Source organism: Schinkia acidoalkalinis (genome assembly GCF_054301215.1).
Map to the genome: position 1 here is coordinate 3,396,240 of NZ_CP182573.1, position 20,956 is coordinate 3,417,195.

Consider the following 20,956-nt stretch of genomic DNA (forward strand, 5'->3'; position numbering starts at 1 on the left):
TGTTACCTCCTTATATTTTTGTAAATTAATAGTAGCACATCCAAAAGAAATTATGAAAATTATGGAGCTTATTGATTAATATTATAATTTGTTTGTTAAATATATAACTGATATACTTTATCAAAATATAGTGGGAGTGAAATGATTGATTAATATAGTGGGTCAAATTATGTTGTATGTAAATAATCAAGATAAGGCAGTGAACTTTTGGACAAAAAAGGTGGGGTTTAGTGTAATTTCAGAAAATAACGAAGAGGGAATGAGATGGATTGAAATTGCTCCAACAATGGATGCAGAAACAAGTATCATTTTACACAATAAGGAATTAATTGCTAAAATGTCACCTGAATTAAATCTTGGTACACCTTCTTTAATGTTTTTCTCGGAAAAAATCGATGAATTACATAGCGACTTACTAAACAAAAATGTTACAGTCGGAGAAATTGTCAATATGCCTACAGGAAGAGTATTTAATTTTGCAGATTGTGAAAATAATTACTTTGCAGTTATGGAAAAAAGGTGAACATTTTATCCACAAAAAAATCCGCCGATAAATTAAAGCGGATAGAAAGGTCTTTATAGGCGGTGGGAGGAGGGACTTTATCGAGTTTGAAATAGTCTTACAAGCTCCTCCTTCTCGTCAACCGTCAGTATCTTCTCTGCCAACGGAAACAGCACTTTTTCTTCTTTAGCGAAGTGTTGTATTAAGGTAGCATGGGCCCGGACTGCGTGTACTGTAATCCATTGCACATCGTTTTCATCGATGGGCGATCCTGCCTGTTTTGCTTCAGTTAGAAAATCCTGTAGATGCTGCTCAGCCTTCTGATGTTCAAATTCCATGACCTCGACTATTCTGTCATCTGCTTCTAGGTGGCGAGCCATCATAGGGAACAACCCTTCTTCTTCTTGTCTGGAATGTGCTTTCAGCTTATCATTAAAAGCGGATACCTGCTCGTACAATTTAGCAAATAATTGAACTACGGCAGGACCCGATTCAAACTCGATTTCCTCAGTAATATCATAGAAAAAATCCATATCTGCCCGGAGCAACACATGCTCGTTCTTTAATTGTTGCAGTGGAGCACTCAATACTACGTTTGAAACCTCCATCGACAAATTCCTCCTTATTAAACCACGATGGCTTCGGTTAACTCTTCGTATCTCTACTTGAAGTGTACTCCAAAAATGTCGATGGTTTTGTGATTATAATCACATGGAGTATTATGGATAAAAATACAGGAATCTCTACCGATAGAGATTCCTGTCTGATGGCCAACCGTACATGACGATTGGTGCCCCTGCCAAGGAATTTAATGATACCATATCAGTTAAATTTTATAAAGCGGCGATCACAAATGTACCATGAGCATTTGAGATAGACATAATGTGAACTAGTCTGTGTAACACTACCAATGTGTATTACTACAGGAAAGAGTTGATGAAATGGAATTATATCAGCCAGGGCAAATTGTTTACGTTATTATTCGCAACCCGCATGCACAGGATGTAGCACATGTTCAAGAGGCGGCTGTTGTTCAAAACCCTGATTCGCCAAATGAACTTGCGCTATTTTTATATGAAACCTATTATCCGCTAAATGAAGCTGTTGCCGTTTATTCATCAGCGAATGAAGCTGAACATGCCTTTCAAGAAGCTTTTGGTTTTGCCAAGGAAGAGGACTACTATGGTTAAGCCATTTGTCCCCCAACTAGTTTATGTAGAGCCGGGAGCATTGGAATATCCCCTTGGAAAAGAGTTGATTTCCAAATTCGAAGGGATGGGAATTGAAATTAGGGAAACAACCTCCCATAACCAAATTCGAAATTTGCCGGGTGAAAATGATTTTCAAAGATATCGCATGGCAAAGTCAACATTGGTTGTTGGCGTAAGGAAAACGTTAAAGTTTGATACTTCAAAGCCTTCCGCTGAATATGCGATTCCCTTTGTGACAGGTTGTATGGGACATTGCCATTATTGCTATTTACAAACGACGATGGGAAGCAAGCCATATATTCGCACATATGTCAATCTTGATGATATTTTTGAGGCAGCGAATAATTATATGAAAGAAAGAGCGCCTGAACCAACAAGGTTTGAAGCATCCTGTACGTCAGATGTTGTCGGTGTTGACCACTTAACACATACACTTAAAAAGGCCATAGAATACTTCGGTAAATCGGAATATGGAAAATTACGTTTTGTTACAAAGTTTGCCCATGTTGATCATTTACTGGATGCCGAGCATAACGGCCGGACTCGTTTTCGCTTCAGCATGAATGACGATTATATCATCCAGAACTTCGAGCCGGGCACATCCAGACAGCATGAAAGAATTGAAGCGGCAAGAAAAGTAGCGAAGGCAGGCTTCCCTTTAGGTTTCATTATAGCTCCAATTTATCTTCATGAGGATTGGAAAGTAGGTTATAAAGCAATGTTTGAGAAATTAGAGGCTGAACTGCCTGATGCTGCAAAAACAGACCTGACTTTTGAATTAATTCAACATCGCTTCACAAAACCTGCGAAACGGGTAATTGAGAAAAATTATCCAATGACGAAGTTGGAGCTTGATGAAGCGAAGAGAAAGTGGAAATGGGGAAAGTATGGAATTGGGAAATACGTGTATACCGATCAGGAACAAGAAGATATAAAAGATACGCTAGGCAGCTATATTCATACTTATTTTCCTCAGGCAAAAATAGAATACTTCACATAATATCTTATCGAAAAAAGCACCTGGAAAAGCTAGGTGCTTTTTCGATATTTCTGAGTTAAGAACTTAGGAACGAAACAATCCACTGGCTGAATTTATGACTTGTTCTAATTTCTCTTCACCAACAATCTCCCATCTACTTTTATCCCGTATATAATCGTCTGTATCAAGTGGTTCCTGAAATTGAGTAATCCCAGTCGTACCTGTGAGCAATGAGTGCTCATCATAATCCAATCCGATATTAACTATATGTTTAATTACAAAAGGTGTTCCAAATTCAATTAGCGCTCTAGAATGATCTAAGACCCCGTCCACTACATAAAAAGGAACCCTTAAATAAATGGACTCTCCGCCGTCACGCCATAATAAAGCATCAAACTTCCCTTGATCATAGTCAAAATTACTGCAAAAACTGCATCCGTTGGATTTGAAAATATGATGTATTTCTCCAAAATAAGCTCTTTTGCCTTCAATGTTTGATTGTAATTTAATCATTAATTACCCACCCTTACTTAATATGCTTATTACTATGATTAACCATATTTTGGAAAACATACATTCCTAATAAAAAAAATCATCAAGTTCGGTGATGGCTTTGAGAAACAGGGGATCGAATGAGAACTTAATTTTGTTCTAAATATAGTACTTCCTGCTTAGGATTTAATGATACGTACAAATTGAATCTTACCCTAAGGGGGACGTAAACATGGAGATTGATGGCGTCTTTTCTGGTGGTGGTATGAAAGCCATTGCTTTTGTCGGTGCAATCGAAGTGATGGAACGGGAAGGCTTTGTTTTTAAAAAAGTGGCAGGCACCAGCGCGGGAGCCATCATCGCGGCTCTTATTAATGCTGGTTACAATGCCAAAGAGATTAATAAAACATTAACGGAAGTAAATTTTAAAAAATTTTTAGATCGGCGGAATACAAGAATCCCGATTCCTTTTTTAAAATCGGCCCACTTTTACTTTCGCATGGGTATTTATAAGGGTGATGCGCTAGAACAGTGGATGGAAAAATTATTAAAGGATAAGGGGATTGAAACCTTTGCAGATATCGAGGAAGGATCATTAAAAATTATTGCCTCTGATTTAACAAAAGGCAGAATCATTACGTTGCCCGATGATTTATGTCATTACGGCTTAAACCAGCAAGCCTTTTCTGTTGCCAAAGCTGTAAGAATGAGTGCAAGTATACCGTATTTTTTTGAACCAATCAAAATTTATGATCGCTTGGGCATCAAATCAATTATTGTTGATGGAGCTGTATTGAGCAATTTTCCAATCTGGCTTTTCGAAGAAGAACAAGTTCGGCCGATTGTTGGCTTTAGGCTAAGCCCGAGGCTGGATAATATTCCTCCCAATATCATCAATAATGCCTTTGAAATGCTTCCAGCTTTAATTGAAACAATGTTACATGCTCATGATACACGATATATATCTAAAAAGATTGCTGAACAAATTATTTTTATTCCGATTGAAGAAGTGAAAGTAACGGAATTTACATTGTCTTCTAAGGTGAAAAAAGAGCTATTAGAAACAGGAAAGCAAAAGGCGGAGGAATTTGTTGAAAAGTGGAAGTTAAAATTATAAAAGGTGTAGAAAAGTTGTTAGAGAAAAAAAGAATCAAGCTTAAAAATGAGCTCGATTCTTTTTCTTTCCTTTATTGCCTTCTATAACTGTAAAATTATGATCCTTTCGCCTTGTTGCCGCCATTGTTCGCAGTGGTTTTTTATTATTTGGGTGCTTTTGTGATGATCCTCTTACTTTTGTTGTTAAATGATTCGACGTTTCATTATATAGTCTTTTTTTAGACTGTTGTGCAGCTTTGCGATATTTTGCTTCTGCACGGTTATTACCGCCTACACGTTTTTGCATTACATATTTATATATTGCAAAAATAATCCCCACAACAACCGCAGCGATAAAAACCTCTTTGAGTAACGCAAAAGGATTTACTACTAATCGATACACTAACCCAATCCCCGCTAATCCAATAATAAGTAGGACGATAGGATGAATAGTTGGTCGCCGTAACAAGAGGCTCACCTCCCCATATTTTTAATATTCACACAATACTCTGAGCAACTTTGGTTTCAGCTATTTCTTTATCATATTCAAGCATTCTCCGAAAAGATGCTATTGAAACCTCCACTTGGTCATTGGTTGGTTCTTTCGTTGTTAATAATTGAAGCCAAAGACCTGGATAACCTAAAAACTTTAGAACAGGAATCTCTCTTAATTTATTTGTAAACTGCAAAACTTCAAATGATAAACCAAGTACAATCGGAAGAAGTGCTAATCTGTCCACGACTCTTACCCATAGGGGCTGAGTTGGCACAAGCATATAAACGAATACGCCAACGATAACTGTGAATAACATAAAGCTGGAGCCACAGCGATAATGGAGCCTTGAGGCGGCTTGAACATTTTCAACTGTTAAAGCTTTCCCACTTTCATATGCATTAATCACTTTATGTTCAGCTCCGTGATATTGGAAAACACGTTTGATTAATGGTGTTAAAGAAACAAAATATATATATGAAATGAGTAGCAGAAATTTGATGAATCCTTCGATTAAATTTTGCATAACGTGACCTGGGAATATTGGCCTAAATAATTCTGCAAGGAAGGCAGGTGTTAGCGTAAAAATAAATTTTCCGAATAAAAAGGAAATGACACCAACGGCAGCAACACCAAATATTAATGTGAGTTTAGATTCTTTTTTTTCGTTCTGAACAATTATGTCATCTTTGGGATCAACGTCGTAGCGTTCGCTGGAGAAATTTATATGTTTGGAACCATTTGCACTTGCTTCAATAATGGCCACAATACCGCGAACAAATGGTATTTTTTTTAGCTTTGCAAGCACTGGTCTTTGTTCTTTTTCAACAAGGAAATATTCGATTGTTTGATCCTTTCTCCTGATAGCTGTAACAGATGTATGTTTGCCGCCAAACATGACCCCTTCAATAACGGCTTGCCCACCATAATTTTGTTTTTTGTCTGACATTCTATGTTTCACCAACCTAAAAGTTTCTCGTAAAGTTGCTTTTTAAAATAAAGGAGGACAACTTTTTTATATCTCTATATATATTCTACAAGAAAAGTGATTAAACCTCTAGTTTTATACAATAAATAGTATGTCCATTTTGGGAATTTTTAACACAGTATTAACTCCGACATGATTGGCTGTAATTCGGACATAATGAATAATGGAGGTGCTTTAGATGACGGTAAAACAAAATGAGGATAAAAACAATCCAAACCTTGAACAAAATAAGGGCGATGCACCATTATCCCATATGTCAAAAGTGATCATGATTGGTTTTTTGGGAGGTGTTTTTTGGAGTCTTATTGGTTATATTGCTTACTACTTTAATTTTACCAAATTGGGTCCCTCATTAATCCTGCAGCCGTGGACTATTGGTGCTTGGAAATATGGGACTATAGGTCAATGGATTGGCATCATACTCATTGGCTTGTTTTCGATTGGTGCTGCCCTTATTTATAATGTTTTTTTGAAAAACACACAAAAAATATGGCCTGGTATGCTTTTTGGAATAGCTTTATGGCTTCTTGTATTTTATGTTTTGAATCCAATTTTCCCTAACCTGGAATCTGTTCGTGAGTTTGGAAGAAATACCATCATTACAACACTTTGTTTATATATTCTTTATGGCGTATTTGTTGGATATTCAATTTCCTATGATCACGAACAAATGAAACAGGCATAATCTTCTATTCAAATGAGGAGTAGCTATGGTAAAATATAATGGTTGCAATTCGATTAGAGTTATGAATCAACTATAGGTAAAGGGGTTTTACCATGTCAAAGTTACTCCTCATCAATGGTCCAAATCTAAATCTGCTCGGTTTGCGCGAGCCTGAAATTTATGGGCGGACTACTTTAAAGGATATTGAGGAACAGCTTAGTGAATTTGCCGAAGGAGAAGGTCTTGAATTATCCTGCTTTCAATCTAACCATGAGGGAAGCATTATTGATGCAATTCACGAAGCAAGAAACAATTTTGCCGGTATTATTTTAAATCCAGGCGCGTTTACTCATTATAGTTATGCAATTCGCGATGCGATTGCCAGTGTCGATGTACCAGTCATTGAAGTCCATATATCAAATGTACATAAGCGCGAAGAGTTTAGACACAAATCGGTGCTTGCGCCGGTATGTGAAGGACAAATTGTTGGTCTTGGGATTACAGGCTATAAATTAGCGGTCATTGCTTTTAAGGAAATGCTAGCTAGCAAAAACTGATTGAAGGGATGGTCAATATGGATCGTCTTAAACAGATTCGTGAAAAATTAAATGAATTCGGTTTGGATGGGTTGCTCATTACGAATAGCAAAAACCGTAGATATATGACGGGATTTACGGGGACTGCTGGAATTGTTGTCATTTCATTAACAAAAGCAGTATTTATCACTGATTTTCGCTATGTTGAACAGGCAAAAAATCAAGTGAAAAACTATGAGATTGTTCAACATAAAGGTCCCATTCATGAAGAAGTTGCCAGTCTTGTAAAAGAATTAGGAATCAAAAAACTGGGCTTTGAACAAGACGAAATGACGTATGGTACATATAAACTATATGATAATATAGTATCAGCGCAGTTGGTCCCTACTTCAGGTATGATTGAATCACTTCGTTTAATAAAGTGCGAGGACGAAATCCAGATATTGAAAGAAGCAGCAGCAATCGCTGATCAAGCATTTGAACATATCCTTAAAGTTATTAAGCCTGGTGTAACGGAACTTGTAGTCTCAAATGAACTTGAATTTTATATGAGAAAACTTGGGGCAACATCATCGTCATTTGATACGATTGTAGCGTCTGGTGAGCGCTCCGCCTTGCCGCATGGCGTTGCTTCTAATAAAGTAATCAATACCGGTGAACTTGTAACACTTGATTTTGGGGCTTATTACAAGGGCTATTGTTCTGACATTACTAGAACTGTCGCAGTTGGTGAAATAAGTGATGATTTAAAAAATATTTATGATATTGTCCTACAAGCTCAGCTCCGTGGAATGAATGGAGTAAGAGCGGGTATGACCGGAAAACAGGCTGATGCTTTAACTAGGGATTATATTGCCGAAAAAGGTTATGGCGATTATTTTGGACACTCTACTGGACATGGGATTGGACTTGATATCCATGAAGGGCCTGCCTTATCAATGAAATCAGACACTGTACTTGTACCCGGAATGGTTGTAACTGTCGAACCGGGAATTTATCTGCAAGGTGTTGGCGGAGTCCGCATCGAAGATGATATTGTCATTACAAAAGATGGGAATGCTGCCTTAACGCAGTCTCCGAAGCAATTAATACAATTATAAATACGCATTTATCATCTTTACTACTACACTACAATCACATTTAGGAGGATTTTTCCAATGGTATCTGTAAACGATTTTAGAACTGGTTTAACAATTGAAGTAGATGGCGGCATTTGGCAGGTTATTGAATTCCAACATGTAAAGCCTGGTAAGGGTGCGGCATTTGTTCGCTCTAAATTAAGAAATTTACGTACTGGTGCAGTTCAAGAAAAAACATTCCGTGCCGGTGAAAAAGTTGCCAAAGCACGCATTGAAAACCGTCGTATGCAGTATCTTTATGCCAGCGGTGATGTTCATACATTCATGGATAATGAATCATACGAGCAAATCGAGTTAAGTTCAGCATCAATCGAGCATGAACTTAAATTCTTAAAAGAAAACATGGAAGTACAGATTATTTCATTCCAAGGAGAGACACTTGGGGTTCAACTTCCAAATACTGTTGAATTAAAAGTTGCTGAAACTGAGCCAGGCATTAAAGGTGATACTGCTTCTAACGTAACAAAAGCGGCTACAGTAGAGACAGGATTAGTTGTTCAAGTTCCATTATTCGTAAACGAAGGCGATATGTTAATTATCAATACTGCTGACGGTAAATATGTATCAAGAGCATAAGTGACTTGAATAAAAAAGTATTTTAAAAAACAGAGGAGAGATTGTTCTCCTCTGTTTTTTTTATTCTAAAATAAAAAGCTTGTCATAAATATTTAAAGTGAGAAGAGAGTAATGTTTGCATCAGATAAATAGGGGGAGAACAATTTGAGACGGTGGTTTGCACTCCTTGACACAGCTGTGATGTCAATGGCGGGATTGCGTATTTTATCGGCATTAATTGAATTGTCGGCAGCGATTACGATGCTATTTTTGAATGATGTTCGAAAGGCTTTGGCTGTGAACGCGTTTTTAGCGGTTGTTGGTCCAACCATATTAATCACGACAATGAGCATTGGGCTTATCAATTTGGCTGATGAGCTGTCATTATCTAAATTGCTGTTTATTGGTTTAGGTGTTGCATTAATCTTATATGGAATTTACAAATAGGATTCTAGGATTTTGTCATAAACGGAGCGGACATGCATAAATTTTCAGTAAAAGAATAAAAAATGAGGAGGAACGGCTGGTGTTTGAAGAAGTACTGGAAATGCTACCAAAAACAATTGTAGAAAGAATTTGCCAGTATTCCAAATCTATTCAAGAAAAAATTGAAGAAATTCGCATAAGAATTGACCGTCCGCTTGAGCTAGTGATTGAAGGGGAGCCTTATTATCCAAATGGCTATATTGTAACAAAACAAGATGGACTAAATTTGCTGAATAAACTTAGTGATTATTCAATCTATACGTTGGAAGAGGAACTGCGCCGCGGCTTTATTACGATTCGGGGTGGGCATCGCGTTGGTTTAGCTGGAAAAGTTATTACTGATAAAGGACAGGTAAAGGCGGTTAAGGACGTAACTTCATTTAATATCCGAATTGCGAAAGAGAAAATTGGAATTTCTGAGCCTTTTATTCCCTACTTATTTAATGGAAAATGGATGAACACCATCATCTTTGGTTCTCCGCAAACAGGTAAAACAACGCTTTTACGGGATATGGCCAGAGTAATGAGTACTGGTATTTATGAACGTGATATCCCGTCGTATAAGGTGGGGATTGTTGACGAACGCTCTGAAATTGCCGGCTGTGTGAAAGGAATACCGCAGCATCAGTTTGGACCAAGGCTTGATGTTTTGGATGCCTGTCCAAAAGCTGAAGGGATGATGATGTTAATTCGATCGATGAGTCCTGACATCCTGATTGTCGATGAAATTGGAAGAGTGGAAGATATAGAGGCTATTTTAGAAGCTGTGAATGCAGGTGTTGTTCTTTTTGTTACGGTTCATGGGTCTAATCTTGATGATCTGTACAGACGACCATCACTAAAATCTCTGATGGAGCTAAAAGTGTTTGAAAGGTACGTAGGATTATCAAGAACTTATGGACCTGGTACGGTGAACTCAATTCACAATAAAAATGGCGAGGTCATTTTTACAAAAGAAATGAGTGAGAGACATTGTTGAAAATAATTGGATCCATTTTTATTATTATTGCCACTACTTGGTTTGGATTTGAACTAGCGAAAAGGCTAAGTGAAAGGCCAAGACAATTGAGACAACTAAAAGTTGCTCTTCAATCACTTGAAGCAGAAATCATGTATGGACATGTCACTTTAAGTGAAGCCTGCTCCCATTTGGCGGAACAGTTTGAAAATCCGTTGTCACTGATTTTTAAAGGCTTTGCAAAACGCTTATCCAAAGGGGAGACGTATGTGAGCGTTGCTTGGAAAGAAAGCCTTGATGAATGTTGGAAATGGACTGCTTTTGGACAAGGTGAATATGAGGTATTACGGCAATTTGGCGAAACATTAGGCCAGCACGATCGGGAACATCAGCAAAAACATATCCGCTTGACACTCGTACATCTTGAACGAGAAGAAAATGATGCGCGGGAGAAACAAGGGCGATACGAAAAAATGGTCAAAAATCTCGGATTTTTATCTGGGCTGTTAATTGTCATTTTACTGATGTAGTAGCTTTAGGGGGAGAAGTTGATGGAGTTTAATCCAAGTATCATTTTTCATGTAGCAGGTATCGGAATCATTACCGCCTTTCTTCATACGATTTTTAAACAAATGGGAAAAGAAGAATTTGCCCATTGGGTTACACTAATTGCTTTTATTTATATTTTATTTTTGGTTATCACAAAGCTCCAGGATTTATTTATCAAGATTAAGGGTGTCTTTCTTTTTCAGTAGAGGAGGGGGCTGTCATTGAAATATTACAAATTGTGGGTGTAGCACTCATTGCAACTTTTTTAGCGTTAATTATTAAAGAACAAAAACCAGCGTTTGCTTCCATGTTGGTCATTTTCGTAAGTATTGCAATTTTTCTTTTTCTCGTTGATCAAATCTATGAAATTATTCGGATGCTTGAACGAATTGCCATTACTGCGAATGTCAATATGATGTATGTGGAAACCATCCTAAAAATTATTGGTATTGCCTATATAGCAGAATTTGGGGCGCAAATTACAAAAGATGCCGGACAAGGAGCGATTGCGTCTAAAATCGAAATGGCCGGAAAAATCCTCATTCTTGTCATGGCCATCCCGATTTTAACCGTAATTATTGAAACGATTATTTCATTGATTCCGTCTTAATAAAATGTTTTTGAACATAGAAAGTTGAGGTGAAAAAATTGCTCTCTATTAGTGAAGGTAAACTGTCTAAAACTATAGTAGCTGCTTTGGCGGGGGCAATATTTGCATTTATCCTATTTTCACCTTTCGTTGTACAAGCCTCAACCACCCCAACAGAGGTTGAACGGAATTTGATTGACCAAGAGCTTGAAAAACTTGGAATTGATGAAGTGAAACAATACTGGGAAGATATCGTTCATGAATACGGTGGATTTTTACCCGAAAGTCAAAAGGGGTCTTTTATGGATTTTGTGAAAGGGGACAAGCAGTTTTCTGCACAGGAATGGTTGAAGGGGTTGGTGAAGTTCATCCTTCAAGAGTTATTTGCCAATGGAAAACTTCTTGGCACGCTGATTATGCTAACAATTTTTAGTCTTGTTCTGCAATCTATTCAAAATGCCTTTGAACACCATGTGGTAAGTAAGATTGCGAACTCAATCGTCTTTATGGTGTTGATTATTTTAGCACTAAATAGTTTTCATGTCGCTGTTAGCTATGCCGAAACAGCGATTCATAATATGATGAACTTCATGATTGCACTCATTCCTTTGTTATTAGGATTAATCGCTTCCCTTGGTAGTTTGGCATCCGTATCGTTTTTTCATCCTATTATCATTTTTCTTGTCCATACGAGTGGTTTAATCATCAATAACATTACACTGCCGCTATTATTTTTAGCGACGGTTTTAAGTATTGTCAGCACACTCACGGACCATTATAAAGTAACGCAGCTGGCGGGATTGATGAGAAATATTGCTATCTGGATTTTAGGAACTTTTTTAACCATATTTTTAGGTGTTCTTTCTGTCCAGGGAGCAGCTGTTTCCGTATCAGATGGAATCACGATTCGCACAGCAAAATTTGTGACAAACAATGTAGTCCCTGTTTTTGGACGGACGCTTACTGACGCGGCTGATACCATTTTAGGAGCATCCGTGTTATTAAAAAATACAATTGGGTTAGTCGGAGTAGCAATCATTCTTATTTTGGCTGTTTTTCCGGCTGTGAAGGTATTAATACTCGCTTTTATTTACAAGGCGGCTGCAGCACTCCTCCAGCCTCTTGGCGGCGGCGCCATTATTCAGTGTTTGGATATTATTAGTAAAAGTGTGATTTACGTATTTGCGGCACTGGCAATTGTCTCGATTATGTTTTTCTTGGCAATCACAATCATCGTTTCTGCTGGAAATATTTCGATGATGATGAGGTGATCATGATGCAATTTTTAACGACATGGGTTACAAATATTATTTTGTTTGTTCTATTAGCTATCATTATTGATTTATTATTGCCAAACTCGAATATGCAGCGTTATACAAAAATGGTGATTGGCCTTTTATTAATTGTGATTATTTTAAATCCAATTTTAAAAATTTTTAATACAGATTTGGAAGATATCTTGGCAGCATTCAAATTTCCAACAGTAGAAGAAAAAAAAGAAGTAGAAAATTTAATAGAAAATAAGAAAAAAGAAATACAAGCCTCACAACGTGCATATATTTTAGAAGAAATGGCTGTCCAGATGAAATCGATGGTGGAGGTGGAGTTGATGCGTGATTATGGATTAAAGGTTGAAGCTGTTCATCTTCAATTTTCTGAAAATGTTGAAAACTTATCTTCACGAGACCTGGAAGGAGTGGATGTAACTGTAAAGCGTGAAAATCCCAAGGGTAATCTGGAAAGCATACCGGCTGTCAAAGATATAAGAATTGATACAACCATCCCGGTTTCAAAGGATGAAAAGAGTAATTTATCCGCTGTCGAAGCCTTTTTAGCTGAAAACTGGCAGCTTGATCAGGATAAAGTAAATGTAGTTATGGAGGGAGGGGAGATGTAAGAAATGAATAAAAAAAAGGATGATTTCGGGAGTTGGTTAAAAGGATTATTTAGCCGCCAAGCAGATGTTGATCAACCGAAAGATAAAAATTATCAGAAATACCTGCTAATACTTTTAGCCATTGGCATTGCCTTTATGCTCATTAGCAATCTATTACATTCCCAATCCTCTTCAGAAACTGCAGCGCCTGTATTAGGGTCAGTGAACTCAGTTGAAAAAGATGCAGCTGTCTTTGGTCAAAAAAAACCAGAGGGTTCAGGTGAAATCTCTGATTATGAAGCTACATATGAAAATCAACTGAAGGACGCACTTGAACATATTGTTGGTGTAGAAGATGTGACGGTGATGATTAACCTCGATGCAACTGAAACAAAAGTCCTTGAAAAAAATTCAGTTGTTCAAAGTCAACAAACTGATGAAGTTGACCGTGAGGGGGGAAAACGGACCGTTGAGGATATGTCCCGAGATGAACAAGTAGTCATTGTTCGTAACGGAGAGCAGGAAGGGCCAATTATTCTAAAAACGAAAAAGCCAGAAATAAGAGGTGTACTTGTTGTAGCAAAAGGTGCTGAAAATTTAAAAGTGAAACAAATGATCATTGAAGCTGTAACAAGAGTGTTAGATGTACCAAACCATCGCGTGTCGGTATTACCAAAAAAAATTAAGGGGGATTCATAATGTTATTGAAAAAGCAAACTGTATGGTTATTAACAATGGTAAGTTTAGTAGTTGTATTATCAGTATTTTACATTACAACACCGATGAAGCAATCTGATGAATATGCCATCGTAACAACAGAAGAAGGAGCAGCGAAAGAACAAAAAGCAGCCGCAGATAAAGGCGTTGCAGTATCAATTGAGGAAATGCAGGATGGAAAAGCAACTTCTGGCATCTCTTCTGATGATATCTTTACTGCGTTACGAATGGAAATTGATGATCAACGTGCCCAAGAAAAAGAAGAACTACAAGCGATTGTTGCTTCAAAAGATGTAACAGCAGAAAAAAGAAGTGAAGCTCTAGACAAGATGGAAAATCTACAAACGTTTGCAGCAAAGGAAGCAATCTTAGAAACAATGATTCTAGCCAATGAAAATTATGCTGATGCCCTTGTGAAAGCGGAAGAGGATCAGGTACGTGTCATTGTCAAAGCGAAAGAAGGCTCAACTACTGCTGCTAATGAAATTATGCGTTTAGTTCATGACGAACTTGGACCGAAAAAGGTAGCTGTAGAGTTCCAACCAATTAAATAGAAATTTATTGAAAAAGCGAACTGATAATCATCAGTTCGCTTTAATTATTATTAATATTATAAAAATTTAGGGTTATAATATTTTGTTGTAAAAGAGAAAAAGGTGTCAAAATATTACGAATCTAACGATATATTGTTGAATTTAAAATCAAAGATTCGTATAGTAGTGTATATGAGGAAAATTGTATTCAATTCTCTTTATAAAATAACATTAAAAAATTAACTTTCACAGGGGTAAAGGAGTGTAGTACTTTGTTAAAAGTCCAAGAAATTAGAGAACTCATTAAATTAGTTGATGGTTCATCAATCAGTGAATTAACTTACGAGGAAAAAGATTGCAAAATTAAACTAAGAAAAAATAGTGGTGTAACGTATGCTGTAGCACCAGAAGTTGTTCAAGCACCAGTTGCAGCACCACAAGTTCAGGCAGCACCTGCACCAAAAGCTGAGGCACCAAAAGCAGAAGAGCCAAAGGCTGAAGCACCAAAGGCTGCTGAAGCTAGTGCAAACGTTGATGATGCAAATTTACACAAAATCGTTTCACCGATGGTAGGTACTTTCTATGCAGCTCCATCTCCGGATGAAGATGATTATGTTAAAGTTGGCGATAAAGTTAACCCAGAATCAGTTGTTTGTATTGTTGAAGCGATGAAACTATTCAATGAAATTGAAGCTGAGGTTAAGGGAGAAATCGTGGAAATCCTTGTTAAAAACGGCCAGTTAGTTGAATATGGTCAACCATTATTTCTTGTTAAAGCTGAATAGGAGGCCTATAGGTGATTAAAAAACTATTGATTGCAAATAGAGGAGAAATTGCTGTCCGGATTATTCGGGCATGTAAAGAATTAGGCATTGAAACGGTAGCTGTGTATTCAGAAGGCGATAAAGAGGCTCTTCATGTACAATTAGCTGATGAGGCCTATTGTATCGGACCTGTTGCTTCAAAAGACAGCTATTTAAATAAAACAAATCTGATTACGGTTGCTAAAATGACGAATTCAGATGCAATTCATCCCGGCTATGGATTTTTAGCTGAAAATGCTGATTTCGCAGAGCTTTGCCGTGACAGCAATGTGATTTGGGTTGGTCCAAGTCCAGAAGCAATCCAAGCTATGGGTACGAAGGACGTAGCGAAGGAAACGATGAAAAAAGCCGGCGTTCCAGTTGTTCCAGGTTCTGTAGGAATCGTTGAAACTATTGAGGATGCGAAAAAGGTTGTCAGCGATATTATCGGGGGATACCCAGTTATTATTAAAGCGACTGCAGGCGGCGGAGGTAAAGGAATTCGTGTTGCCCTTAATGAGGAAGAGCTTGTAAAGGGTATCAATGTAACTCAAAAAGAAGCAGCTGCAGCATTTGGCAACCCTGGAATTTATCTTGAAAAATATATCGAGGATTTCCGTCATTGTGAAATTCAAATCATGGCAGACAATCATGGTAATGTTATTCATTTAGGTGAACGTGACTGTACAGTTCAACGCCGTATGCAAAAGCTTCTTGAAGAAACTCCATCACCTGCTATTGATGAACAGACAAGAGCAGAGATGGGCGAAGCAGCTGTAAAGGCAGCAAAAGCTGTTAACTACTCCGGCGCTGGAACAGTTGAGTTCATTTACGACTATAATAATAAGAAATTCTACTTCATGGAAATGAACACAAGAATTCAAGTTGAGCATCCGGTTACAGAAATGGTAACAGGGGTCGATTTAATTAAAGCCATGATCCGCGTAGCAAATGGTGAAGAATTATCGCTGAAGCAAGAAGATGTGAAATTTGAAGGCTGGGCAATTGAATGCCGCATCAATGCGGAGAATCCTGATAAAAACTTCATGCCATCACCAGGCGAGGTAAAAATGTACTTGCCGCCAGGCGGCTTTGGAGTACGTGTTGATTCTGCAGTATATCCAGGATATAAGATTCCACCATTCTACGATTCAATGGTTGCTAAACTTATTGCCTATGGAGAAACTCGTGAAGAAGCCATTGCAAGAATGAAGCGTGCATTAAGTGAATTTGTTATTGAAGGTATTGACACAACCATTCCTTTCCATCTACGATTATTAAATCATGAGAAATTTGTGGAAGCTGATTTTAACACAAAATTCCTTGAGAAGTATGATTTAACGGAGAAAAAGTAATACTTATGAAAAGGTTACAGGAAAGGAGCTGTTGACATGTCTGAGAATCAATTAATTGACATGACAGAGCACTCTACAAGTCTTGGAAAGGTGGAAATTGCTCCCGAAGTAATTGAGGTAATTGCTGGAATTGCTTCTTCTGAAGTAGAAGGCGTTGCTTCAATGCGTGGAAATTTCGCAACAGGCGTTGCCGAAAAGCTCGGCAGAAAATCCCATGGTAAAGGCATTAAGGTTGAACTTAGCGAAGAAGGTATTTTGATTGATGCCTATGTCGTCATGCAGTTTGGGGTTTCCATTCCAGATGTCGCCAAGAAAATCCAAGACAACATCCGCCAAGCTTTACTCAATATGACTGCACTTGAAGTGAATGAAATTAACATTCATGTTGTGGGTGTACAGTTTGAGCAAAAGGCTGATGAAGAAGAACCAGCATATTAAACTAAAGATTACTTTTTTTGAGCCGAGGGGAATGCAATCTCCTTGGCTTTTTTTTGGGTGTTGTTAAAAATTGTGTCATTTTATGGTATCATCTTTCTATAATGTTGAAAGGAAGTTATTGAATGAATAGAAGAACAGCTAGAGAAAAAGCTTTACAATCGTTATTTCAAATAGACCGTAGTCAGATTGAACCAATCGAAGCCATCCGTTATGTTCACGAAGACGAACAAATTGACCGCTTTTTGGAGAATTTAGTAACTGGTACGATACAAAATCTGAATGAAATAGATCAACTTATTAGTGCGAATCTGGAAAAATGGACAATTGCACGGTTAGGCAATATTGATAGGGCCATTTTACGAATGGCTACATATGAGATGATGTTTTTGGATGACATTCCATATAGCGTTTCAATGGATGAGGCGATTGAATTAGCCAAAAAATTTGGAGATGACCACTCCAGTAAATTTATTAACAGTGTACTATCAAAAATAAAAAATAAACTTGAACAGAATTAATATTGGGGGAAGAGACATGACAGCAATCATTATTAGTGGAAAAGAAGTAGCAACACAATTGCGAGAGGAAATGAAAGTTGAAGTAAATAAGCTAAAAGAACAGGGCATTACACCTGGATTAGCTGTAATCCTTGTTGGAGACGACCCTGCTTCCCATTCCTATGTTAAGGGGAAGAAAAAAGGCTGCGAGGAAGTAGGCATTTATAATCGTTCTATTGAAGTACCTGCTACATTAACTGAAGCAGAGCTTCTTGAAATGATTGATGAATTAAACAATGATGACGCCATCCACGGCATTTTGGTGCAATTACCTTTACCAAGTCATATTGATGAGAAAAAGGTCATCGAAAGAATCTCACCTGAAAAAGATGTGGATGGGTTCCACCCGATTAATGTCGGCAGAATGATGACAGGCCAACGGGCGTTTGTTTCTTGTACACCATTTGGAATTTTAAAAATGGTACAGCTTCAGGGTATTGAAATTGAAGGAAAACATGTAGTCGTTGTTGGCCGCAGTAATATTGTTGGGAAACCTGTAGGGCAGCTGTTCTTAAATGAAAATGCAACCGTTACATACTGTCATTCAAGAACAAATAACCTGAAAGAAATAACTAGGCTGGCTGACATTTTAATTGTTGCTGTCGGTAAAGCAAACTTCATTGGTAAAGACCATATCAAAGAAGGTGCCGTTGTCATTGATGTTGGTGTCAACCGACTTGATACAGGGAAATTATGTGGCGATGTCATTTTTGATGAAGCAAAAGAGGTTGCCAGCTACATTACTCCGGTTCCAGGTGGTGTGGGTCCATTAACGATTACGATGCTTTTATATAATACAATTGAATCCGCTAAACAAACTAATGGGGTTCGTTCATGACGGAACAAAGATTTCTGACTGTTACCGCATTAACCCGTTATTTAAAAAGGAAGTTTGACACCGATTCACATTTACAGGAAGTATGGATTAAGGGGGAGCTTTCCAATTTTAAATGGCATAGCCGTGGTCATATGTATTTCACGTTGAAGGACGAAAATGCAAGAATTCAGGGCGTTATGTTTGCCGGTGATAATCGTTATCTTAAGTTTAAGCCAGAAGACGGAATGAAGGTATTGATTCGTGGAGAAGTAACGGTTTATGAAGCCTATGGGCAATACCAGATTTATGCCAAAGAAATGCAGCCAGATGGAATTGGCAATCTTTATTTGGCTTATGAAGAGTTGAAAAAAAGGTTAGAGCATGAGGGCTTGTTCGCTCAAGAAAAGAAAAAAATGATTCCGAAGTTTCCGGAACATATCGGTGTTATTACATCGCCAACAGGTGCTGCGATAAGGGATATTTTAACAACGATAAAAAGACGCTATCCGATTGCACGAATTACCATTCTTCCAGTCCTAGTGCAAGGGGAACAGGCAGCAGCCTCCATTACAAAAGCTATTTCATTTGCAAATGCAGTCGGTGGCTTTGATGTTATTATCGCTGGACGTGGCGGGGGGTCAATTGAGGATCTTTGGCCTTTTAATGAAGAAATCGTAGCGCGTGCCATCTTTCAATCGGTGATTCCAATTATTTCGGCTGTTGGACATGAAACGGATTTTACAATTGCCGATTTTGTTGCTGATCTCCGCGCCCCTACTCCAACAGGGGCAGCGGAACTGGCCGTTCCCCATATTGATGAACTGCTTGAAAAAATTGCAACAACTAGAATCAGACTTATAAGAGCTATGAATGAAAAAGTATCTGTAGCAAATAAACATTTGCAGCATCTTCAGAGATCATATGCTTTCCGTTATCCGGGTCAGCTAATCAAACAAAAAGAGCAAGAGTTGGACCGTTTGTTTGAGAAGTTAACGAAGGAAATGAGCCGTAAACTAGAAACCAAACAAGAAAAGTACAATCAATTAAATATGAGATTTAAGAATATACACCCAAGAGCTCAAATTGGCCGTGAAAATGAACGCCTAGAACGGATGAAAAGGGAGTTAGAGCGGGCTGTAGTAAAGCAAATAAATGAGAAACGAATGGGCTTCAGTAATACCATTACTGCTTTAAATGCCTTAAATCCATTAAAAGTGATGGAGAGAGGCTATAGTCTTGTTTACAATGCAGACGAGAAAATAGTTAAATCAGTCAAACAAATTAGTCCGGGAGAAATGGTGAAAGTCCATTTAACTGACGGTAGTCTTGAATGCCAGGTTTGGGGACTTGAGGAGAGTGAAACGAGATGAGTGCAGAGGAAAAATTGACTTTTGAACAAGCAATGAAAAACCTTGAAGAAATTGTTGGGAAGCTTGAAGAGGGAGATGTTCCTTTAGAAGCAGCAATTGCTTATTTTCAAGAAGGCATGAGCTTGTCCAAAATATGCCATCAAAAATTACAACATGTCGAGAAACAAATCGAGCAAATTCTTCAAGAGGATGGAGAAATAAAGCCTTTTATCTTGGAAGAAGATGGAGGAGAAGCATGACTATAGTTTTAAGCAAATATTTAACAGAAAAAAAACAGTGGGTTGACAGTAAATTGCCGGGCTTTATTGAAATGATTGAGGCACCTGAAATCATCAAGGAATCGATGGTTTATTCACTAAAGGCTGGTGGTAAACGAATTCGCCCAATTCTTTTATTTGCAACGCTAACTGCCTTTGGAGAATCAGAAAAAAAGGGGCTCGACGTAGCCTGTGCCCTTGAAATGATCCATACTTATTCACTGATTCATGATGACCTGCCTAGTATGGATAATGATGATCTACGGCGCGGAAAACCAACAAATCATAAAGTATTCGGAGAGGCAATTGCAATACTTGCGGGAGATGGTCTGTTAACCCATAGTTTTGAAGTGATTGCGAATTCAACTGAGCTGACAGCTGATTTAAAAAGAAAGCTCATTTCGATGCTTGCTCATGCTGCCGGTCCAAGTGGAATGGTCGGAGGTCAAGTTGCTGACCTTCTAGGTGAAAACAAGAACTTAACAGTAGCGGAACTAGAATATATTCATGAACATAAAACGGGTAAATTGCTTCGCTTTCCAGTTGTAGCAGGCGCTATCATTGCAGGAGCCTCCAAGGAACAACAGGAATGTCTTGATCAGTTTGCTAAGCATCTCGGATTAGCTTTTCAAATTAAAGACGATATCTTAGATATCGAGGGAAATGAAGAGAAATTAGGTAAGCATGTTGGCAGTGACGAGGAAAAAGCGAAAAGCACCTACCCGAAATTACTGACATTACATGGTGCCAAAGAAAAATGTCAAGATCACTTACAACAAGCAAAGGTTTGGCTTGATAAGGCTGATATCAACAAAGCGTTATTATTGGAGATTGCCGATTATATTGTCAACCGTGATCATTGAGCATTTAGGCGTTTTATGATAAAATAGTAATAACAAATGGAGTGGTGCAGTATTCTAGTCAGTCTACTAATTCTGAAGGCGGGCCTAAAAATCCGCTAAAGGGCACATCGATGAAGTTCCTTGTGTTGGCTTGA

At 37.9% G+C, this 20,956-nt stretch carries 29 protein-coding genes; 25 read left to right on the plus strand and 4 right to left on the minus strand.

Going from position 1 to position 20,956, the window contains the following annotated elements; all coding sequences use genetic code 11:
* The first annotated feature begins 145 nt into the window (after positions 1–145).
* On the plus strand, positions 146–523 hold the full coding sequence (locus ACNQFZ_RS17170) for a VOC family protein (protein ID WP_458412527.1): 378 nt from the start codon (positions 146–148) through the stop codon (positions 521–523).
* Positions 524–600: 77 nt separating this feature from the next.
* On the opposite strand, the gene ACNQFZ_RS17175 is transcribed toward ACNQFZ_RS17170, so the two are convergent.
* The gene (locus tag ACNQFZ_RS17175; RefSeq protein WP_458412528.1) at positions 601–1,110 is read right to left on the minus strand and encodes a hemerythrin domain-containing protein; all 510 of its coding nucleotides are present in this window, start codon (positions 1,108–1,110) and stop codon (positions 601–603) included.
* Positions 1,111–1,443: 333 nt separating this feature from the next.
* On the opposite strand from ACNQFZ_RS17175, the gene ACNQFZ_RS17180 reads away from it, so the two are divergent.
* Positions 1,444–1,692, plus strand: coding sequence for a transcriptional regulator SplA domain-containing protein (locus tag ACNQFZ_RS17180; RefSeq protein ID WP_458412529.1), 249 nt, complete (start codon positions 1,444–1,446; stop codon positions 1,690–1,692).
* Positions 1,685–2,713, plus strand: a complete 1,029-nt coding sequence (gene splB, locus ACNQFZ_RS17185) for a spore photoproduct lyase (protein ID WP_458412530.1) — start codon at positions 1,685–1,687, stop codon at positions 2,711–2,713. The genes ACNQFZ_RS17180 and splB overlap by 8 nt, the downstream gene beginning before the upstream one ends.
* A gap of 63 nt (positions 2,714–2,776) precedes the next feature.
* Here splB and ACNQFZ_RS17190 read toward each other — a convergent pair whose 3' ends face one another.
* On the minus strand, positions 2,777–3,205 hold the full coding sequence (locus ACNQFZ_RS17190) for a YugN family protein (RefSeq protein ID WP_458412531.1): 429 nt from the start codon (positions 3,203–3,205) through the stop codon (positions 2,777–2,779).
* Between the two features lie 211 nt (positions 3,206–3,416).
* Between ACNQFZ_RS17190 and ACNQFZ_RS17195 the strand changes: the two genes are divergently transcribed.
* Complete coding sequence (locus ACNQFZ_RS17195; RefSeq protein ID WP_458412532.1) at positions 3,417–4,301, plus strand: patatin-like phospholipase family protein; 885 nt, start codon at positions 3,417–3,419, stop codon at positions 4,299–4,301.
* Between the two features lie 39 nt (positions 4,302–4,340).
* Here the strand turns inward: ACNQFZ_RS17195 and ACNQFZ_RS17200 are convergent, their stop codons facing one another.
* The gene (locus ACNQFZ_RS17200; RefSeq protein WP_458412533.1) at positions 4,341–4,748 is read right to left on the minus strand and encodes an SA1362 family protein; all 408 of its coding nucleotides are present in this window, start codon (positions 4,746–4,748) and stop codon (positions 4,341–4,343) included.
* A gap of 28 nt (positions 4,749–4,776) precedes the next feature.
* Entirely contained in the window at positions 4,777–5,721 is a 945-nt protein-coding gene (locus tag ACNQFZ_RS17205) for a DUF1385 domain-containing protein (RefSeq protein WP_458412534.1), read from the minus strand.
* Positions 5,722–5,938: 217 nt separating this feature from the next.
* Here ACNQFZ_RS17205 and ACNQFZ_RS17210 point away from each other — a divergent pair, with 217 nt between their 5' ends.
* The 21 genes from ACNQFZ_RS17210 (at position 5,939) to ACNQFZ_RS17310 (ending at position 20,822) form a co-directional block, all read left to right on the plus strand.
* Entirely contained in the window at positions 5,939–6,445 is a 507-nt protein-coding gene (locus ACNQFZ_RS17210) for a YqhR family membrane protein (RefSeq protein ID WP_458412535.1), read from the plus strand.
* Positions 6,446–6,537: 92 nt separating this feature from the next.
* On the plus strand, positions 6,538–6,981 hold the full coding sequence (gene aroQ / locus ACNQFZ_RS17215) for a type II 3-dehydroquinate dehydratase (protein WP_458412536.1): 444 nt from the start codon (positions 6,538–6,540) through the stop codon (positions 6,979–6,981).
* A gap of 17 nt (positions 6,982–6,998) precedes the next feature.
* Positions 6,999–8,060 (plus strand): M24 family metallopeptidase, encoded by a 1,062-nt coding sequence (locus tag ACNQFZ_RS17220; protein ID WP_458412537.1) that lies wholly within the window; start codon positions 6,999–7,001, stop codon positions 8,058–8,060.
* Between the two features lie 57 nt (positions 8,061–8,117).
* Complete coding sequence (efp, locus tag ACNQFZ_RS17225; protein WP_458412538.1) at positions 8,118–8,675, plus strand: elongation factor P; 558 nt, start codon at positions 8,118–8,120, stop codon at positions 8,673–8,675.
* 180 nt (positions 8,676–8,855) lie between these two features.
* The gene (locus ACNQFZ_RS17230; protein ID WP_458415430.1) at positions 8,856–9,101 is read left to right on the plus strand and encodes a YqhV family protein; all 246 of its coding nucleotides are present in this window, start codon (positions 8,856–8,858) and stop codon (positions 9,099–9,101) included.
* A gap of 100 nt (positions 9,102–9,201) precedes the next feature.
* Complete coding sequence (gene spoIIIAA / locus ACNQFZ_RS17235; protein WP_458415431.1) at positions 9,202–10,119, plus strand: stage III sporulation protein AA; 918 nt, start codon at positions 9,202–9,204, stop codon at positions 10,117–10,119.
* Complete coding sequence (gene spoIIIAB, locus ACNQFZ_RS17240) at positions 10,113–10,628, plus strand: stage III sporulation protein SpoIIIAB (protein WP_458412539.1); 516 nt, start codon at positions 10,113–10,115, stop codon at positions 10,626–10,628. The genes spoIIIAA and spoIIIAB overlap by 7 nt, the downstream gene beginning before the upstream one ends.
* Positions 10,629–10,649: 21 nt before the next feature.
* Positions 10,650–10,853 (plus strand): stage III sporulation protein AC, encoded by a 204-nt coding sequence (gene spoIIIAC, locus ACNQFZ_RS17245; protein ID WP_458412540.1) that lies wholly within the window; start codon positions 10,650–10,652, stop codon positions 10,851–10,853.
* A gap of 14 nt (positions 10,854–10,867) precedes the next feature.
* Entirely contained in the window at positions 10,868–11,257 is a 390-nt protein-coding gene (gene spoIIIAD / locus ACNQFZ_RS17250) for a stage III sporulation protein AD (RefSeq protein WP_458415432.1), read from the plus strand.
* Positions 11,258–11,304: 47 nt separating this feature from the next.
* Entirely contained in the window at positions 11,305–12,507 is a 1,203-nt protein-coding gene (gene spoIIIAE / locus ACNQFZ_RS17255) for a stage III sporulation protein AE (RefSeq protein ID WP_458415433.1), read from the plus strand.
* Positions 12,508–12,512: 5 nt separating this feature from the next.
* Positions 12,513–13,133: a stage III sporulation protein AF gene (gene spoIIIAF, locus ACNQFZ_RS17260; protein WP_458415434.1), complete on the plus strand. Its 621-nt coding sequence runs from the start codon at positions 12,513–12,515 to the stop codon at positions 13,131–13,133.
* Between the two features lie 3 nt (positions 13,134–13,136).
* Positions 13,137–13,811 (plus strand): stage III sporulation protein AG, encoded by a 675-nt coding sequence (spoIIIAG, locus tag ACNQFZ_RS17265; RefSeq protein WP_458412541.1) that lies wholly within the window; start codon positions 13,137–13,139, stop codon positions 13,809–13,811.
* The gene (locus tag ACNQFZ_RS17270) at positions 13,811–14,383 is read left to right on the plus strand and encodes a SpoIIIAH-like family protein (protein ID WP_458412542.1); all 573 of its coding nucleotides are present in this window, start codon (positions 13,811–13,813) and stop codon (positions 14,381–14,383) included. The genes spoIIIAG and ACNQFZ_RS17270 overlap by 1 nt, the downstream gene beginning before the upstream one ends.
* 251 nt (positions 14,384–14,634) lie before the next feature.
* Positions 14,635–15,147, plus strand: coding sequence for an acetyl-CoA carboxylase biotin carboxyl carrier protein (gene accB / locus ACNQFZ_RS17275; protein ID WP_458412543.1), 513 nt, complete (start codon positions 14,635–14,637; stop codon positions 15,145–15,147).
* 11 nt (positions 15,148–15,158) lie between these two features.
* Complete coding sequence (gene accC, locus ACNQFZ_RS17280; protein ID WP_458412544.1) at positions 15,159–16,520, plus strand: acetyl-CoA carboxylase biotin carboxylase subunit; 1,362 nt, start codon at positions 15,159–15,161, stop codon at positions 16,518–16,520.
* Positions 16,521–16,556: 36 nt separating this feature from the next.
* The gene (locus tag ACNQFZ_RS17285) at positions 16,557–16,958 is read left to right on the plus strand and encodes an Asp23/Gls24 family envelope stress response protein (RefSeq protein ID WP_458412545.1); all 402 of its coding nucleotides are present in this window, start codon (positions 16,557–16,559) and stop codon (positions 16,956–16,958) included.
* A gap of 122 nt (positions 16,959–17,080) precedes the next feature.
* Complete coding sequence (gene nusB, locus ACNQFZ_RS17290; protein WP_458412546.1) at positions 17,081–17,476, plus strand: transcription antitermination factor NusB; 396 nt, start codon at positions 17,081–17,083, stop codon at positions 17,474–17,476.
* Between the two features lie 16 nt (positions 17,477–17,492).
* Positions 17,493–18,353 (plus strand): bifunctional methylenetetrahydrofolate dehydrogenase/methenyltetrahydrofolate cyclohydrolase FolD, encoded by an 861-nt coding sequence (gene folD / locus ACNQFZ_RS17295; RefSeq protein WP_458412547.1) that lies wholly within the window; start codon positions 17,493–17,495, stop codon positions 18,351–18,353.
* Positions 18,350–19,702 (plus strand): exodeoxyribonuclease VII large subunit, encoded by a 1,353-nt coding sequence (gene xseA, locus ACNQFZ_RS17300; protein WP_458412548.1) that lies wholly within the window; start codon positions 18,350–18,352, stop codon positions 19,700–19,702. Before folD ends, xseA begins: the two co-directional genes overlap by 4 nt.
* Positions 19,699–19,941: an exodeoxyribonuclease VII small subunit gene (locus tag ACNQFZ_RS17305; protein ID WP_458412549.1), complete on the plus strand. Its 243-nt coding sequence runs from the start codon at positions 19,699–19,701 to the stop codon at positions 19,939–19,941. Before xseA ends, ACNQFZ_RS17305 begins: the two co-directional genes overlap by 4 nt.
* A complete protein-coding gene (locus tag ACNQFZ_RS17310; RefSeq protein ID WP_458412550.1) occupies positions 19,938–20,822 on the plus strand; it encodes a polyprenyl synthetase family protein in 885 nt (294 codons plus the stop codon). The genes ACNQFZ_RS17305 and ACNQFZ_RS17310 overlap by 4 nt, the downstream gene beginning before the upstream one ends.
* Positions 20,823–20,956: the final 134 nt, after the last annotated feature.